Origin of the sequence: Candidatus Accumulibacter aalborgensis, from assembly GCF_900089955.1 — a bacterium.
GTDB lineage: Bacteria > Pseudomonadota > Gammaproteobacteria > Burkholderiales > Rhodocyclaceae > Accumulibacter > Accumulibacter aalborgensis.
Window position 1 is genome coordinate 13,967 of record NZ_FLQX01000093.1, and the last position, 16,813, is coordinate 30,779.

18 protein-coding genes and 1 other RNA gene are annotated in these 16,813 nt (G+C 62.8%); 7 read left to right on the forward strand and 12 right to left on the reverse strand.

What is annotated here, in order from left to right:
- Positions 1-54: 54 nt before the first annotated feature.
- Positions 55-657, forward strand: a complete 603-nt coding sequence (locus ACCAA_RS05330) for a MarC family protein (RefSeq protein ID WP_186406194.1) — start codon at positions 55-57, stop codon at positions 655-657.
- Positions 658-797: 140 nt separating this feature from the next.
- On the opposite strand, the gene recR is transcribed toward ACCAA_RS05330, so the two are convergent.
- The 9 genes from recR to ACCAA_RS05375 form a co-directional block, all read right to left on the reverse strand.
- Positions 798-1,400, reverse strand: a complete 603-nt coding sequence (gene recR, locus ACCAA_RS05335) for a recombination mediator RecR (protein ID WP_186406195.1) — start codon at positions 1,398-1,400, stop codon at positions 798-800.
- Positions 1,400-1,723: a YbaB/EbfC family nucleoid-associated protein gene (locus ACCAA_RS05340; protein WP_186406196.1), complete on the reverse strand. Its 324-nt coding sequence runs from the start codon at positions 1,721-1,723 to the stop codon at positions 1,400-1,402. The genes recR and ACCAA_RS05340 overlap by 1 nt, the downstream gene beginning before the upstream one ends.
- A gap of 35 nt (positions 1,724-1,758) precedes the next feature.
- The gene (dnaX, locus tag ACCAA_RS05345) at positions 1,759-3,399 is read right to left on the reverse strand and encodes a DNA polymerase III subunit gamma/tau (protein WP_186406197.1); all 1,641 of its coding nucleotides are present in this window, start codon (positions 3,397-3,399) and stop codon (positions 1,759-1,761) included.
- 121 nt (positions 3,400-3,520) lie between these two features.
- Positions 3,521-3,619, reverse strand: an RNA gene (ffs, locus tag ACCAA_RS05350) — signal recognition particle sRNA small type.
- Between the two features lie 18 nt (positions 3,620-3,637).
- A complete protein-coding gene (locus ACCAA_RS05355; RefSeq protein WP_186406198.1) occupies positions 3,638-3,901 on the reverse strand; it encodes a hypothetical protein in 264 nt (87 codons plus the stop codon).
- Positions 3,902-3,919: 18 nt separating this feature from the next.
- A complete protein-coding gene (thiS, locus tag ACCAA_RS05360) occupies positions 3,920-4,174 on the reverse strand; it encodes a sulfur carrier protein ThiS (RefSeq protein ID WP_186406199.1) in 255 nt (84 codons plus the stop codon).
- The gene (locus ACCAA_RS05365; RefSeq protein WP_186406200.1) at positions 4,174-5,424 is read right to left on the reverse strand and encodes an NAD(P)/FAD-dependent oxidoreductase; all 1,251 of its coding nucleotides are present in this window, start codon (positions 5,422-5,424) and stop codon (positions 4,174-4,176) included. The genes thiS and ACCAA_RS05365 overlap by 1 nt, the downstream gene beginning before the upstream one ends.
- Before the next feature lies 1 nt (position 5,425).
- Positions 5,426-7,273: an aldehyde ferredoxin oxidoreductase family protein gene (locus tag ACCAA_RS05370; protein ID WP_186406201.1), complete on the reverse strand. Its 1,848-nt coding sequence runs from the start codon at positions 7,271-7,273 to the stop codon at positions 5,426-5,428.
- Between the two features lie 12 nt (positions 7,274-7,285).
- Positions 7,286-7,759: a 4Fe-4S dicluster domain-containing protein gene (locus ACCAA_RS05375; protein ID WP_186406202.1), complete on the reverse strand. Its 474-nt coding sequence runs from the start codon at positions 7,757-7,759 to the stop codon at positions 7,286-7,288.
- Between the two features lie 165 nt (positions 7,760-7,924).
- On the opposite strand from ACCAA_RS05375, the gene ACCAA_RS05380 reads away from it, so the two are divergent.
- Positions 7,925-8,563, forward strand: coding sequence for a histidine phosphatase family protein (locus ACCAA_RS05380; protein ID WP_186406203.1), 639 nt, complete (start codon positions 7,925-7,927; stop codon positions 8,561-8,563).
- A 52-nt stretch (positions 8,564-8,615) separates the two neighbouring features.
- On the opposite strand, the gene ACCAA_RS05385 is transcribed toward ACCAA_RS05380, so the two are convergent.
- Complete coding sequence (locus ACCAA_RS05385) at positions 8,616-9,062, reverse strand: YaiI/YqxD family protein (protein ID WP_186406204.1); 447 nt, start codon at positions 9,060-9,062, stop codon at positions 8,616-8,618.
- A 209-nt stretch (positions 9,063-9,271) separates the two neighbouring features.
- On the opposite strand from ACCAA_RS05385, the gene ACCAA_RS05390 reads away from it, so the two are divergent.
- Positions 9,272-10,261, forward strand: a complete 990-nt coding sequence (locus tag ACCAA_RS05390) for a hypothetical protein (protein WP_186406205.1) — start codon at positions 9,272-9,274, stop codon at positions 10,259-10,261.
- 164 nt (positions 10,262-10,425) lie between these two features.
- Positions 10,426-12,066 carry a 2,3-bisphosphoglycerate-independent phosphoglycerate mutase gene (gene gpmI, locus ACCAA_RS05395; protein ID WP_186406206.1) on the forward strand — a complete coding sequence of 547 codons (1,641 nt, stop codon included), beginning with the start codon at positions 10,426-10,428 and terminating at the stop codon, positions 12,064-12,066.
- Between the two features lie 71 nt (positions 12,067-12,137).
- Here gpmI and lysA read toward each other — a convergent pair whose 3' ends face one another.
- Entirely contained in the window at positions 12,138-13,382 is a 1,245-nt protein-coding gene (gene lysA, locus ACCAA_RS05400; RefSeq protein WP_186406207.1) for a diaminopimelate decarboxylase, read from the reverse strand.
- Positions 13,379-13,600: an LPS translocon maturation chaperone LptM gene (lptM, locus tag ACCAA_RS21780; RefSeq protein ID WP_342674030.1), complete on the reverse strand. Its 222-nt coding sequence runs from the start codon at positions 13,598-13,600 to the stop codon at positions 13,379-13,381. Before lptM ends, lysA begins: the two co-directional genes overlap by 4 nt.
- Before the next feature lie 25 nt (positions 13,601-13,625).
- Here lptM and cyaY point away from each other — a divergent pair, with 25 nt between their 5' ends.
- From cyaY to ilvN, 3 genes are all read left to right on the forward strand, one after another.
- Positions 13,626-13,943, forward strand: coding sequence for an iron donor protein CyaY (gene cyaY / locus ACCAA_RS05405; protein ID WP_186406208.1), 318 nt, complete (start codon positions 13,626-13,628; stop codon positions 13,941-13,943).
- A 422-nt stretch (positions 13,944-14,365) separates the two neighbouring features.
- Complete coding sequence (ilvB, locus tag ACCAA_RS05410) at positions 14,366-16,048, forward strand: acetolactate synthase large subunit (RefSeq protein WP_186406209.1); 1,683 nt, start codon at positions 14,366-14,368, stop codon at positions 16,046-16,048.
- 3 nt (positions 16,049-16,051) lie between these two features.
- Positions 16,052-16,360, forward strand: coding sequence for an acetolactate synthase small subunit (gene ilvN / locus ACCAA_RS05415; protein WP_186406210.1), 309 nt, complete (start codon positions 16,052-16,054; stop codon positions 16,358-16,360).
- Positions 16,361-16,813: the final 453 nt, after the last annotated feature.

A 16,813-nucleotide genomic window follows, 5' to 3' on the forward strand; every position in this document is an offset into this window, starting at 1 on the left:
ACCGCGATGAACAGGTGAACGACAAACTGTGGTCAATGGGGTTAGAGTATGGCCATGAATTACACCTTTGCTTCGGCCACCATCCTGCTGGTTCTGATCACCGACCCGATCGGCAACATTCCGATCTTCGCCAATGCCCTCCGGCATGTTCCACCGCAGCGCCGACCATGGGTGATCGTGCGGGAGGTGTTGATTGCCTTTGTTCTGCTGCTGGCTTTCATGTTTGTCGGCGATTCGTTTCTGCGCCTGATGAACCTCAGTGAGCTGTCGCTGCAGATTGGCGGCGGCGTGATTCTGTTTCTGATCGCGCTGCGCATGATTTTTCCACCGCCAAGCACCGACACGCCTGACACCTCGGGCGAGCCGCTGATCGTGCCGCTGGCGATTCCGGCCATTGCCGGACCGTCGGCTCTGGCCACCGTCCTGTTGCTGGTTTCCCAGGCACCCGACCGGCGCCTCGAATGGATAGGCGCACTAAGCATCACCATGGCCATCTGTGCCATCCTGCTGGTGCTGGCCGAGCGCATTCAACGCGTCGCCGGCGACCGCTTCGTGGTGGCTCTTGAACGGCTGATGGGCCTGGTTCTGGTGGCGATGTCGATTGAAATGATGCTGCGCGGGATCAAGACCTTCGTCATGCAACTCGCGCGCACCTGAGTTCAGCGTCTCCGCGACACATTTAATCTGAAAGTCGCGTCAGCGACTCACGAACCTCGCCTCGCTCGCTTGCGGGAGAGCGGTCGGGGGGCGAGGGAACGGTCATGGCTCATCTTGGGTGTCTGAAACCGCCATGACCGTCAGCCGGCCACTGGGCGACGCTCACGCAGCGCTTGCGCCAGCGTTCCGGCATCGACGTATTCCAGTTCGCCGCCTACCGGTACGCCGCGCGCGATGCGTGAAACACTGACGCCACGGCTTCTGAGCATTTCCGAGAGGTAGTGCGCCGTGGCTTCACCCTCGTTGGTGAAGTTAGTGGCGATGATCACTTCCCGTACCACCCCGTCGCCGCAGCGCGCCAGCAGACGGTCGAGGTGCAGTTCGCCTGGGCCGATGCCGTCGAGGGGCGACACGCGGCCCATCAGCACGTAGTACAGCCCGGAATAGGCATGCGTCTGCTCCATCATGTTCATATCGACGGGCGTTTCGACGACGCAGAGCAGGCTGGCGTCGCGCTTGCTTGACAGACAACGGACGCAGGTTTCCGACTCGGTGAAAGTGTTGCAGCGCTGGCAATGACGCAGCGCAGCGAGCGCAAGCTGCAACGCGTCGGCCAGGCGCTGGGCACCCGGCCGACCGTGCTGCATCAGATGATAGGCCATGCGCTGAGCCGACTTTGGACCGACGCCTGGCAGACAGCGCAAAGCCTCGATCAATGACTCGAGGCTCGACGGCGTGTTCATCAGAAGGGCATCTTGAACCCGGCGGGCAGATTGAGACCGGCGGAGAAGCCGGCCATGCGCTCCTGGGAGACTTCCTCGGCGCGCCGTGTCGCGTCGTTCAAGGCCGCGGCAATCAAATCCTCGAGCATTTCCTTGTCATCCATCACCGATGGATCAATGGTCACCCGACGAACCTCGTGCCGACAGGTCATCAGCACCTTGACCATGCCAGCGCCCGCTTGCCCCTCAACTTCGAGCTGGGCGAGCTGCTCTTGCGCCTTGTTCATGTTTTCCTGCATCTGCTGGGCCTGTTTCATCAGGCCGGCGATTCCGCCTTTCATCATCTTGCTTGCCTCGAGTTGAACAATTGAACTACCTGTTAAACGGGTTTGATGGACGATTCGATCAGGGTAGCGTCGAACATCTCGATCACTTCACGGACGAAACCATCCTGCTCGACCGAAGCCACTGCGCGATCCATGCGCTCTCTTCGGTCACGTTGCGCCACTGCTGCCGGCGTATCACCGGCGACTTCTTCGAGTTCGATCGCCAGTTGCAGCGGCCGGCCGAAATGCTCGACAAGCGACTGCTGAAGCTTGTCCTGAGCTGGTTTGATCAACAGATGGCGATGCCTGGGTGAGAGACGGAGGACGATCCTTCCTCCAGACAGGTCGCGCAACTCACAGTGCTGCCCCAGTTCCCGCGCCATGCCGCCGACTCTGAGCGCCGCCAGGATGGCGTGCCAGTCCCTTATCGGCTCGGCGGGATCGACACGCGACTGCGCGGCGGCCGCCGTCGCCTGCGCTGGTTGCCCAGCGGACGGCAGCGCGCGCGGCTCGGCGGGTCGCGCTGTCTCGGCCTCTGCGCGTCCTGCAGGTGTGGCTGCCGGGCGGACCTGCGCGCCAGCTGCCCGTCGTCCGCCAGACTCATCCTCCGACACTGGCCGGAAAGCGTACAGGCGGAGCAGTGTCATGATGAAACCGGCCTGCTCATCAGGCGCCAGCGGCAGTTCCTGACGCCCATGGACGGCGATCTGGTAGGCGAGCTGGACAAACTCGGGATCGAGCGCGGTGGCGATTTCAAGAATCCGTGCGCGCTCCGGCATGTCGTCAGCGATCGCCTGAGGCGCGAGCTGGGCGATCTGCAGGCGGGTGAACAGACTGGCCATTTCCTGTAGTGCGGCGTCGAACGAAAGGCTGCGGGCGGCCATTTCATCGGCGACCTGTAAAAGGGCCGCCGGATCGCCGGCCAGTAGGGCATCGAGAATCGAGAACAACTGATCGAGGTCGACCGAGCCGAGCATTTCGCGGACCTGCGCCTCCTCGACCTGACCCGCACCATGGGCGATCGCCTGGTCGAGCAGCGACAGCGCATCGCGCATGCTGCCCGCCGCCGAGCGCGCCAGCAACTGCAGGGCACCGGTCTCGGCGCTGATCGCCTCGACTTCGAGGATGTGCCTGAGATGGCCGGCGATCAGCGGCTGCGTCATCTGTTTGAGGTTGAACTGCAGGCAGCGTGAAAGCACCGTGACCGGAATCTTCTGCGGGTCGGTGGTCGCGAGAATGAACTTCACGTGCTCCGGCGGCTCTTCGAGGGTCTTCAGCATGGCGTTGAAGGCCGAATTCGAGAGCATGTGCACCTCGTCGATGACATAGACCTTGAAGCGGCCACGCGTTGGCGCGTAGACCGCGTTCTCGAGCAATTGCCGCATCTCATCGACCTTGGTGTTGGTCGCCGCATCAACCTCAAGCAGATCGACGAAACGCCCTGAATCGATTTCCCGGCACGAGGAACAGTTGCCGCAAGGCGTTGCCGTGATTCCGGTCTCGCAATTCAGTGCCTTGGCCAGAATGCGCGCCAGCGTCGTCTTGCCGACGCCGCGGGTGCCGGTGAACAGGTAGGCATGATGCAGGCGCTGCGCCGTCAAAGCGTGCGTCAGCGCGCGGACCACGTGTTCCTGACCGACCAGGCTGGCAAAGGTTCGCGGGCGCCATTTGCGCGCCAGGACTTGGTAACTCATCGGGCGGATTCTAGCAGATGGTGCCGACGGCTTGGCTGAGCTTTTTGGTGCTCAGCAGCGGGAGCTTCTTCGGAGGCTGCGCGTCACAAAGGCCCCTCTGGCGGACCGACGAGAGCGAAAAGGTGGCGAGCCTTACCCCCGGCACTCACATGAGACGGCTGTGGCTGCTTCCTTCCGGACCTGACCAGGTTCACCATCCTGCGATGCGGGGAGACCCGCCACGAAGAATGTTAACACATCACCCGCCGCCGCGTCGGAAATAGCGCATGAAGTCCTCGATGAAATCAGCGTTCTCCTCCGGCCTGCCGCCGGAAAAGACGATGGACACCGCCAGACGCGGCAAATGAAAAGCGCCGATCTGCAGCACCGGTAAGGTCTGGCAACAGATGTCCACCGTGCGATCCTGCTGCTGAAGGCGCCATCCTTCAGCCACTTGGGCCACCGACCAGCCGGCAAGCAAGGGCTGCAACTGACGTTCGAACTCGCGCCACGTCAGGGTCATCGCAAACTGCGGCACCGTTCAGCCGCCAGCGATCGGCGGCCAGATCGCCAGTACATCGCCAGCGATCAGGTGTCTTTCAGCGCGCTGCGCCGGAGGGATGTATTGGCCATTGACCAGCACCAGATGCACCATGCGCGTAGGCAACGACCGAGCATCGATCAGTGCGGCGACGGTGCTCCCATCAGGGACTTCGAGAGACAGCGCGTTGGTTCGCCGGGCTTCGACCGGCAGATAGTCGGAAAGCGAAGCGAACAGCTTGAAAGTGATCTCCATCAGTGGGCAACGGCCAGCCCCCTGGCGAGGTAGGCTTCACTGAGTTGCAGGGGGTTGGCGAGCAGACGGGCTTTCCATTCACCGAGACGCACCCGCCCCTGGATCAGGCCACGCAGGACGCCGATGTGCTCGGTGTGGCCGATACTGTTGGCGCCGACCAGTTGATCGCCAGCAAAGGCCAGGCGCAGGTAGCGATACTCGGCCTCGTCGAGCAATTGTGCTGTTTCGCCGCCGGCAACGCCCTGCCATTGACCAAAGGACGCCGAAATCAGTCCCAGCGTATCGAGGACGTTGAAGACGAAGGTGCCGGGAACGGTCGCCGGCTGGCCGGCCATGTTGAGCGCTGCGATGCGTGCCTGCTCGACGGCATCGGGCTGGATGGCATTGACGACGCGTCGGCCGGTGCCGAATTCGACCGCTTCGGCGACGTCGCCGGCGGCATAAACGCCGGCGACGCTGGTCTGCATGGCGTCATCGACGATAACACCGGCAGCGACCGTCACATCGCTGCCGGCAAGAAAATCAATGTTCGGTTTGACACCGGTCGCAGTGATCAGCACGTCAACCTCGATCGTCTCGCCGTCGTCGAGCGTGAGCAGCAGCGCTTCGCCGGCGGCAACGATGGCCACCACCCGCCGTCCGGTACGCACGCTGACGCCCTTTTCCTCACACCAGCGACGGATCATTGCCCCGGCGACCTCGTCCATCATGCGTGGCACCATCCGGTCGCCCATTTCGACGACGGTCAGGCGCGGACCGCGGGCGGCCAGCGATTCCATGATGATACAACCGATGAAGCCGGCGCCCATCTGCAATACGCGCGCCCCCGGGGTCACCGTGGCGGCGATCGCCCGTGCGTCGGCGAGCGTCCAGCACGTCAGGACGTTCGCCGAATCGATGCCGGGAATCGGTGGGCGCACGGGGTGAGCGCCGGTGGCGATGAGGGCGCAGTCGTAGGCCAGCACGCGGCCATCGACCAGGCAGACGGTGCGCGCGTCGGTGGCTAGGGCCTTGACGCGGCCGTGCACCAGACGAATGCGCAAACGCTCGAAATGGTCAGCATCCTTGCGCAGATACGTTCCCGCTTCGCCGATCTTGCCGATCAGCAGATAGGGAATCGCCATGCGGGAATACGGCGGTTCGGCTTCGTCGCCGATCAGGGTGATTTCGGCCTGCGGATCGGCGCGGCGTAGTGTCTCGGCGGCAACGACCCCCGCCGGGCCGTTGCCGATAATCACGTGGCTGGCCACCTCAGAGGCCCAGACGCGCGCGGGTGGCCGCTGTCGGAACACCGTCGGCCGTCCAGCCACGCAGGCTGTAGTACTCCGGAAGCATCTTGCCGAGTTCGGCGACCATGCCTTTCGACGCGCCGGTCTGGCACGGTTCGTTGAGCAGGCGCGGCGGCAGGGTGTCGTCCTTGGCCGTAATGCCTGCGGCCAGGTTGAAGTCGCGTTCGAGATTCCAGATCCGCTCGCCGGTCCGCAGCAGCGACTCCAGCGACCAGTCGCCTTCACAAGCGGCCTGAATCTGCGGCTGAATGTCGTTCATCGTCCACGCGAAGGTGGTGAAGGTGCACAGACCCGTCGAGTCGACTGTCGCGGTGGCGTCCTGAAAGGCCTTGAGCAGTTCCGGCTTGCCGGCGGTCTCCCTGGGGTCGGTCTTGATCGGGATGCCGAAAACCTCGCTCGATACCATGTAACCGCGCAAGTGGCAGGCACCCCGGTTCGACGTCGCGTACGCCAGCGCCATGCCCTGCAGCGCACGCCCATCATAGGCCGGGAACTCCTGCCCCTTGACGGTCATTGACAGATCGGGCCGGCCGTATCGGGTGCACAGACGTTTCGATCCCTGGCCGACGACCTTGCCGAAGCCTTCGCCGTGGGCGGTCATTTCGGCCAGTCGGCACAGCGCCTCGGCGGAACCAAAGGGGGCCGCCAGACCAATCTCGTCCTCGCTCAGGATGCCGAGTTCGTAGAGTTCCATGACCGCGCCGACCGTTGCGCCGAACGAGATCGGGTCCATGCCGTCTTCATTGCACAGGAGGTTGGCATACTGCAGCGCTTCCAGATCATCGACTCCATTGGCATTGCCCAGCGCCCACGCCGCTTCGTATTCGAGACCGCCGTTGGCGCCCCAGTACTGCGGCTTGGTGTCGACCGAGAAATGGGTTTCGTCGATGCGCGAAATCCGACCACAGGCGATCGTGCAACCGAAGCACGCCTGATTGGTGACCAGATGCGTCCGGCCATCGGTGGCGCGCTTTTCGTGCATCGCTTCGGCGGAGATCTTGCGCGCTCCTTCAAACTGGACATCGCGGTGATTGCGCGTCGGCGAAGCACCCATTTCGTTGATCACGTTCATCAGCACCTGCGTGCCGTAGGTCGGCAGCCCCTGCCCGGTAACCGCGTTTTCGGCCAGCACCTTCTTGCCGGCGGCGACGGCCGCCATGAAGGCTTTGCCATCGGCGATGTTACCCACCCCGAGCGTGCCGCGGACGGCAATGGCCTTGAGGTTTTTCGAGCCCATCACCGCACCGACGCCGGAACGACCGGCGGCGCGGTGCAGATCGTTGACGATCGCCGCGAAGAGCACCTGGTTTTCGCCGGCACGACCGATACTCGACACGCGCAGCAATGGATCCTGGTGGCGCTTCTTGAGCGTGCCTTCAGTAGCCCAGACGGTCCTGCCCCACAGGTCATCCGCCGACAGCAGCCTGGCCTGTTCGTTCTCGATGTGCAGGTAGACCGGTCGCGGGGATTTGCCCTCGACGATAATCATGTCCCATCCCGCCGATTTCAGCTCTGCGCCGAAGAAGCCGCCCGAATTCGAGCAAGCGATGACGCCGGTCAACGGCCCCTTGGTGATCACCGAATACCGGCCGCCTGTCGAGGCCATGGTTCCCGTCAGCGGACCCGTGGCGTAGATGATCTTGTTCTCGGGTGCCAGCGGGTCGACCTTCGGGTCGATCTCGCTGACCAGATATTTGCTGGCCAGGCCACGCTGGCCGAGATACGCTGCTGCCCAGGCCATGTTCAGCGGTTCGCTGACACAGTTTCCCTGAGTAAGATTGACGCGAAGGATTTTACGTGTCCAGGCCATGATCGTCGCTCCTCAAACGCTTGCCGCACTGTCGGTTTTCTGCGCCCATTGACGCATCCGTTCGAGGCCGGTCCAGTCGGCATCGATGTAGGTGATGGCGCCGGTCGGGCAAGCCGTGGCGCACGCTGGATCACCACCACAGAGGTCGCACTTCTGGACTTTGCCACTGTCATGGTTGTAGTTGATCGTCCCGAACGGGCAGGCGATCGTGCACACCTTGCAGCCGACGCATAGCGCGTCGACGACCACCTTGGCGCCGGTGCCGAGATCGATCCTGATCGCCTCGACAGGACAGGCGTTGAGACACCAGGCTTCGGCGCACTGGGTGCAGGTATAGGGGACCTTGCGGCCTTCGTGGTGGAAGTCGAAAACCTTGATCCGCGATTTGGCCGGGTTGAAGAGGCCGGTATTCTCGTACGAACAGGCCATTTCGCACTGCAAGCAACCGGTACATTTGCCCGGATCGATGTGCAAAGACTTCTGCATGACGTCTCCTCCGTTGAGCGATCGATGATCCTGTTGAATGACGTCGCGTGTCCTTCCGCGATGGAAAGATCACTATAGGCAAAATCAGGTACTTGTGAAAGTTGCGCTGCAACAATCCGGATCTTAGAATTCGCTCTTCCCAAAACTGGTCGCTTGCGAAAAGAAATGCCAATCACCCGAATATGCCTCGTCCGACACGGGGAAACAGCCTGGAACGCCGACAAGCGTATACAGGGACAGATCGACGTCGGCTTGAATGCGGCTGGTCTGGCGCAGGCTGAAGCCGCGGCGAACTGGCTGTCCGGCCAGGCGGTCGTCGCGCTCTACAGCAGCAACCTGCTGCGCGCCCGGCAGACGGCCGAGTGCATCGCGGCCAGCCTGCACCTGATCCCGACCTTCCGACCAGAGTTTCGTGAGCGGCGCTACGGGCTTTTTGAAAGCCTGACCTACGACGAATCGCGTGCCCGATACCCGGCTGAGTACCGCTTGTTTGAAGGGCGCGACCCTGATTTTGTCATTCCCTATGGCGGTGAAAGTCTGCGGCAACTGCACGAGCGCGTCAGCACAGGCCTGCTGCGGGTGGCTGCCGATCATCGTGGCCAGACGATCGTTGTGGTAACCCATGGTGGCGTCCTCGATGTCGTGAACCGCCTGGTCCGCGGCAATCCCTTGTCCAGCCCGCGTGATTTCCTGATCCCCAACGCGGGGATCAACTGGATAAGCGTCGCCGATGATCGCTGGGGCCTGGAAAGCTGGGGTGACACCGGACATCTGACCGTCGTGGGGCTTGACGAGCTCCCCTAGCGAGAGCCGCACAAAAGGCATCGAGAGTAAAGAGAAAGCGGGTGCTCGAAGCCTATCGATGTCTGGCCAGGAAGCGATCGAGTTGCGCGGCAAACGCCTGCCGGTCGTTCTGGCTGAAAGCCGACGGCCCCGACGTGTCTACCCCGCTGGCGCGCAGTTCTTCCATGAAATTGCGCATGGCGAGGCATTCGCGGATGTTCTCCGGGGTGTAGAACTCGCCGCGTGGATTCAGTCCGTGCCCCTGGCGCTCGATGACCTGCGCGGCCAGTGGGATGTCGGCGGTGATCACCAGATCACCCGGCTGCACTTCCTTGACGATGCGCTGGTCGGCGACATCGAACCCAGCCGGCACCTGGATACTGCGGATCCAGGGCGAGGCGGGCACGCGCAACGTCTGGTTGGCGACCAGGGTGGTCATGATCCGGGTGCGTTGCGCGGCGCGAAACAGGATTTCCTTGATCACGCTGGGGCAAGCGTCGGCGTCAACCCAGATCTGCATGTGGTGGGTACCTCTCAAAAAAATAATGCACTCGACGCGTAGCGGCGGGCCGCGCGGAGAACGCCGCACTGCGAGGGTGGGTGTCGGTAAACTTTACAGTCGCCTGGTCACATTCTTCCCTGCGCATAATAAGGGATTGTTTTGAAATATGTATAATATAAAGGCGCGCTTCTTGCTTATCAGGCGGCCGTCCGCTCGGGAGGTCGAGTATGCGTTGTCCATTCGTGTCTCTGGCGTTGCTTCAGGCGATGCTGCTTGCCGGTACCGTCATGGCACACCCCATTGCCGACAATGATGTCACGCTACCAGCAGAAGCTGGTCAAGGCCAGGCCCTGCTGGGCGACGGACCCGCGCCGCCCAGCCTGCGCTTGCCAGTCGTCGCGGGCGAGCGCGAAACCTGGTCGGCATCGGTCGCCAGAGGCGATCGCATCGGCTTGGCGATTGACCCTTCGCCCCGAGGCGACAGGGAGGGACAGGTCCCTGTATTCACACAGGCGCGCTCTGGTGGCCAGGAACAGCCGTCGGCGGCTGGCTTTGACGACCCTGATCCGCTGTCCGGAGGGCCGCGGGATCTGGTCGGGCTGCCACGTCAGACGAAGGCCGGGCGGTTTTCGTCACGCAGCGCACCTTCCGGCGGCTCTGCAGAGCCTGAACTTGGTGACGAAATCGCCGCGCTCATTCAGGATCTGCAGAGATCGCTGGTCGCCGGGGTCACTGACGCACTTGATGTCCGCGTTGGCCAGGATGGCAGGGTAGGCTTCGCGCTGGCTGGTGTGGACGGTTTTTTCGTTAGCCCGGATCGGAGGCGGGAGGGCGTCTCGTTTGGCTACGGCAATACCTCGTTGTCCATCGTCAGGTACGGTGCCACCAACCCCGACGATGAGTATGATGATGATCCACTGCCACCCGTCGCCTTGTCCCGCGCTCGGCACGAGCGTGAACCCAGGCAGTTCAATGCGACGGCGGAGCTGATCGAGTTTGTGGCTGAGGTTTTCCAGCACCCGCTGGCCTGGCTGGTGATTTTCTTCCTTGTGATCGGCGAGATTGCGTGGATCATCGCCAGGTACCGCAGCAGGAGACGCCGACACCGAACCCGGTCACCGAGTCAGACCACCAGGGTCAAGCTGAAGCGTTCGCGCGCGCGACACAAGCGCGTGCCTGCTACCGGGCCCGTACCAGGCAGTCCCCAGGAACCCTGATGGCCTGCCGCAAAGGGCTAGTCCATTTATGCAAGTACCCGTTTTAAAATGGGTTCCTTTGTCCGACCAAGGAACCCGGCTTGAGGTATACTGCGCCTTACGCCGCCGATTTCCGGTTCGTGGCGGCCTTCCCGCTCACCTCTCCACTTCCCCAGGAAACCATCATGTTGCAGAAGTCTGCCTCTTTCCCCGGAATTCAGGGTCCTGTCGTCACGATCGTCATGGACGGCTATGGCATCGCCAGGTCCGATCTCGGCAGTGCCATCGCTGCGGCCCGGAAACCGACCCTCGACAAGCTTTTCGCCAATTACCCGAACATTACCTTGCGCGCCCACGGTATCGCGGTGGGCATGCCTTCCGACGAGGACATGGGTAACTCCGAAGTCGGTCACAATGCCATCGGCGCAGGACAGGTCTACAGTCAGGGCGCATCACTGGTGGCCGACGCCATCGCCTCTGGCGCGATATGGCAGGGTGCTGCCTGGCAGCAGATCGTCGCTGGCGCCAAAGCAGGGCGTAGCGTGATTCACTTCCTCGGCCTTTTCTCCGACGGCAATGTGCACAGCCATATCGATCACTTGCGGGCGATGGTCCTGCGTGCCCGCGACGAGGGCGTCAAGGCGGTGCGGATTCACGCCCTGCTCGACGGTCGAGACGTACCCGAGACCAGTGCTCTCGACTACCTGCTGCCCTTCGAGGCCTTCCTCGCCGAAGTCAGCAGCGGCGGCTTCGACGCCCGGATTGCCTCCGGCGGTGGCCGGATGAACATCACCATGGATCGCTACGAAGCAAACTGGAGAATGGTCGACAAGGGCTGGCACACACATGTCCTCGGCGAAGGCGATCAGTACGCGAGCGCTTCGGCCGCCGTCGAGGCGCTGCGCGTCAGGTTTCCCGGAACGATCGATCAGGACCTGCCGCCATTCGTCATCGCCGAGAACGGACAACCCGTCGGCACAATCGAGGACGGCGACTCGGTGGTGTTCTTCAATTTCCGTGGCGATCGGTCGATCGAGATCACGCGAGCCTTCGAAGAAGCGACTTTCGACAAGTTCGATCGCGTGCGCGTCCCCAGCGTGACCTATGCCGGCATGTTGCAGTACGACGGGGATCTCAAGCTGCCCAGGCGCTTCCTGGTCGATCCGCCGGCGATTCTCGATACCATGGGCGAGTGGTTTGCCAAGGCCGGCCTGACCCAGTTTGCCTGCTCGGAAACCCAGAAGTTCGGCCACGTCACCTATTTCTGGAATGGCAACCGGTCAAACAAATTCGACGGTGAGACCTACCAGGAAGTGCCGAGCGATGTCGTGCCCTTTGAACAGCGGCCCTGGATGAAGGCAGCGGAGATCGCCGACGCCATGATCGAGGCACTGAAAAGCGGCCAGTATCGTACCCTGCGTTGCAATTTTGCCAATGGCGACATGGTCGGGCACACCGGCAACTTCCGCGCGGCGACGATGGCCATCGAGGCCGTGGACCTCGAGCTGGCGCGTATTCTGCCGGTCATCGACGCGCTCGGCGGTGTGGCGCTGATCACCGCCGACCACGGCAATGCCGACGAGATGTATGAAATCGACAAGAAGAGCAAACAGCCGGCAAAAAATGCTGACGGCTCCTTCAAAGCCAAGACTGCGCATACGCTCAATCCCGTGCCGCTGATCCTCTACGACAACGTCAGCGGCGGCAAGCTGGGCCTCGCGCAGAACGCCACCGCCGGTCTGTCCAACATCGCCGCGACGATCGCCAATCTGCTCGGTTTCGAGAAGCACGCGAAATGGGACGATAGCTTGCTCGTGGTGAAGTAGAGTGCAGCGACGCAGCGCGCTGCGTCGCTGCACTCCCTGCTGGAGAAGCCCACTCCGAGCGGGTGAGCTAGTCAGGGAAGGCAGCGTTCAAGCGCGTAGAGTTCATCGGCGGTCTCGCGACGGCGAGCGAGGTGGACTCGATCGCCATCGACGATGACTTCGGCCGCGCGCGGACGGCTGTTGTAGTTCGAACTCATGACCATTCCGTAGGCACCGGCCGACAGGATGGCCAGCAAATCGCCTGCCGCGAGTGCCAGTTCGCGGCCGTGGCCGAGAAAATCACCCGATTCGCAGACCGGGCCGACGATTTCCCAGGCCGCGGTCGTTTCCTGACGTGGAACGACCGCCACGATGTCGTGCCACGAGCCATACAGCGCCGGGCGAGCGAGGTCGTTCATCGCCGCGTCGACGATGGCGAAATTCCGCACTTCGCCGGGCTTCAGATACTCGACACGGGTCAACAGCAGGCCGGCATTGCCGACCAGGCGGCGTCCCGGTTCGAGAAGAACTTGCAGGGGCCGGTCCTTGAGCTTCTCGAGCAGGGGCTGCAGGTAGGCCTTGACGGTCGGCACCTCTTCGTCGCGATAGCGGATGCCGAGGCCGCCGCCGAGGTCGATGTGGCGCAGCACAATGCCGTCAGTCGCGAGTTGATCGACCAGCGCCAGGATCTTGTCGAGCGCTTCCGCAAACGGCGCCGGATCGAGCAACTGCGATCCGATGTGGCAGTCGATGCCGCTGATTTCGAGGTTCGGCAGGCTGGCGGCGCGACCGTAGAGCGCCCGCGCATGCTCATACGCGACACCGAACTTGTTTTCCTTGAGGCCGGTCGAGATGTAAGGGTGGGTGCGCGCGTCGACGTCGGGATTGACGCGCAGGCTGATCGGTGCTGTCTTGCCCAGACTTCCGGCCACGGCGTTGAGGCGCTCCAGTTCGGCAGCGGACTCGACATTGAAACAGAGGATGCCGGTGGTCAGCGCCAGTTCCATCTCGGCAGCGGTCTTGCCGACGCCCGAGAAAACGATTCGCCGCGGATCGGCGCCGGCGGCCAGCACACGCCTCAATTCCCCGCCGGAAACGATGTCGAAACCGGCGCCGCGGCGAGCCAGGACGTCGAGCACGGCCAGGTTGGAGTTCGCCTTGACGGCATAACAGACAAGCGCATCGAAGCCGATCAGTTGATCCTGGAACTCGTCGAGCGCCGCTTCAAGCGCCACGCGTGAGTAGACCCAGCACGGGGTGTCGAACTGCGCAGCGACGTCGACCAGCGACACGGATTCAGCATGCAATACGCCGCTGATGCGAGTAAAAGCGCTCATCGGGAGGCGTCTCCGGCCGTGTTAGAATCTTTGGCGCTGGGCGCAGTGGTGGTCGCCTCCGGTGCCGGTGCGGGCGACGGTTGAGCCGCGGCTGGCCTGATCGGCGCAGTCGGTTGCGGCGGGAGCGTCAGCGGCCCCCGGTGGCCGCAGGCGCCAAGCAGCGCGATGGTCGCCAGCAAAGTCAGCACAAGAGGTGGCCGCATAAGTCTGAGTGTCATCAAAAACGGAGGATGGTAGCACAGGATGAATGATAGCGAATTCAACGCGCTCGCCGATGCCGCGCTGAAGCAGGTCGAAAGCGGTTTGGAGCTTAGCGGCGCCGATCTGGACTTCGAAATGGTCAGCGACAACGTGCTGGAAATCGAGTTTGCCGACGGCAGCAAGATCATCGTCAATCGACACGATGCCGCACAGGAAGTCTGGGTCGCCGCCAGATCCGGCGGTTTTCATTACCGTTGGGACGGCACTCGCTGGCAGGACACGCGCAGCGGCGAGGAACTGATGAGCAAACTGTCGCAGCTCGTTTCGCAACAGACGGGGGAAGCAGTGTCACTCGGCTGAGTTTCGCCTGCCAGCCGTAGGCTGCGCTGACCGAAGGGAAGCGCATGCGTGGCGATTGACGCGCTTCGTACTCGGCGCATCTACGGGCTTGCATTTTTCGTGGCTCTCGGTTCTAATCGAGTTTCACCCTTCTGACTTCGACCTCGCGACGATGCCCCGTTCCAACGACTTCCATGCTCCTTGGCCTGTTGTGGCTGAAATAGCGGTCGTCAGATCGGTCGGCGTTTCGGTCGTCCGTGGGGTACGCCTGGTACGCGTACCACTTGGCGCACCGTCGAGGGCCGGAAGCAGATAAGTCGAAGAGCAGCAAACGACAGCAGATTCCAGAAACCCCCGCCGGTGCAAGCCGGGCGGGGGTTTCGTTTTTTGCGGATCAACGCCTGGCTACGCCGAAACCGGCAGTTTTTTTGAAGGAGAGTCCCTTGCCCAAGCAAACACCCGAAATCCTCACCGGCGCACAGATCGTTGTGCGCCTGCTCGAACGACAGGGCGTCCGTACGCTGGCCGGCATTCCCGGCGGGGCGATCCTGCCGATCTACGATGCCCTTTCGCAGTCAGCGCTGATCCACCATGTCCTGGCCCGGCACGAGCAGGGCGGAGGCTTCATGGCGCAGGGAATGGCGCGTGCCACCGGCCTGCCTGCGGTATGCATGGCGTCTTCCGGCCCCGGGGCGACCAACCTGCTGACGGCGATCGCCGACGCCAAACTCGATTCGATTCCGCTGGTCGCGATCACCGGCCAGGTGCCCAGGGCGATGATCGGTACCGATGCCTTTCAGGAAGTCGATACCTATGGCCTGAGCATTCCGGTCACCAAGCATAACTTCCTGGTCAATTCAGCCGACGACCTGCTGAGCGTCATTCCGCGCGCCTTCCGTATCGCCGCCTCGGGTCGTCCCGGGCCGGTGCTGGTCGACATTCCAAAGGACGTGCAGAATCAACTCGTCGAAGTCGCCGAGTGGCCCGAACCGGGCTGCGCCGATGCCCTCCCGGCGCCGGATGACGAACTGATTGCCCGTGCGGCGGCGATGATCAATCAGGCCGCCAAGCCGATTCTCTACCTCGGCGGTGGCGTCGTCCATTCGGGTGCTTCCGAACCCGCCGTGGCGCTGGCCGAACAGGCCGGGCTACCGACGGTGATGACCCTGATGGCGCTTGGCGCGATGCCGGTCGATCATCCGCTTTCGCTGGGTATGCTGGGTATGCATGGGGCGCGCTGCACCAACCTCGCGCTCGACGAGTGCGATCTCTTGATCGCCATCGGCGCCCGCTTCGACGACCGGGCGACAGGCAAGGTGGCGGGTTTCTGCCCGCAGGCAAAGATCATCCACATCGACATCGATCCTTCGGAACTGGACAAGATCAAGACCGCCCATGTCGGCATTACCGGCGATGTGCGCACCGTGCTGGAACGGCTGCTGCCGGGTGTCGAGGCGCAACGGCGGCAGCCGTGGCTGTCACGCGTGGCGAGCCTTAAAGCGGACCATCCGCTGCGCATGCCGGGGATTGACGACCCGCGTACGCCTTACGGTCTGATCCGTGCGGTCGCCGATTGCCTCGATGATGAGGCGACGATCACCACCGACGTGGGTCAGCATCAGATGTGGGTCGCGCAGGCGTATCCCTTGCGCCGGCCCCGGCAGTGGTTGACCTCGGGCGGTCTCGGGACGATGGGCTTCGGTATGCCGGCGGCGATCGGCGCGGCGCTGGCCGAACCGGAACGGACGGTGGTCTGTTTCACCGGCGATGGCAGCATTCTGATGAATGTGCAGGAACTGGTGACCGCCGCCGAGGAAGACGTCAATGTCAAGATCGTGCTGATGAACAACTCGTCGCTGGGCCTGGTTTTTCAGCAACAGACGATGTTCTACGGGGAACGCATCTACGCGTCGAAATTCAAGGGCATGCCCGACTTCATCCGGGTCGCCGAGGGTTTCGGGGTTCAGGCGATAGACCTCGACAAGGAGAGCGACCCACTCGCCGCGCTGGCCGCAGCTTTGTCGGCGCGTGGCCCGATGCTGATCCATGCCAGCATCGCCATGCACGAGCAGGTGTTGCCGATGGTGCCGCCCGGCGCCGCCAACAAGGAAATGATCGGAGGCTAAACGATGAATTCGCTGACACGAACCGAAAACCAGGCCGTGGCACGCACGGTGCTCGAACTGGACGTCTATAACCATCCCGGCGTCATGTCGCACGTCGTCGGCCTGTTCTCGCGCCGCGCGTACAACGTCGAGGGCATCCTGGTCATGCCGGTGGGCAATGGCGCAACGAGTCGCATCTGGCTGCTGGTCAATGAGGACGCACGCCTCGACCAGATGGTCAAGCAGGTCGAAAAGCTCGAGGATGTCCTCGCCGTGCGCCGGCACGGCGCCGAACACGAGGTCTTCGTAAGGCTGGAGGAATTCTTTCTTTAACCCCAGGATCGATGATCTACAGGAGTTGAACATCATGTTGGCTGACCGACTTGAGGCAGAGTCTGGTTGAGCTGTTCGCGCCGACCGCGCACTGAGCAACTGCTATCCCCATGAATAAATCCCGGCCCGGCGCCGGGATTGTCATTTTCGGGAGGAACTTGTTCAGGTTGCCGCTCGTGATGTGGGTGTCGTTGCGTCGCGTTGGCCCACAGGAGCGTGTTCGACAACGTCTCCACCGCAATGCCCGAGCCAGGCAGCGCATTGCTTGTCGCCGCCTCCCTCGGCTTGCTCGGCTTCGGCAGGCGCCCGCGTTAGCCCTGTAGCTCCGTAGGTCGGGTTAGCGCAGCGTAACCCGACATTTTTGCGGCGGGCTGTTGGGTTACGGCCTACGGCCTAACGAATAAGGATAGATCGTGCGAAGCCACGATCTGATCCGTTTGTTGGACGAGCCCG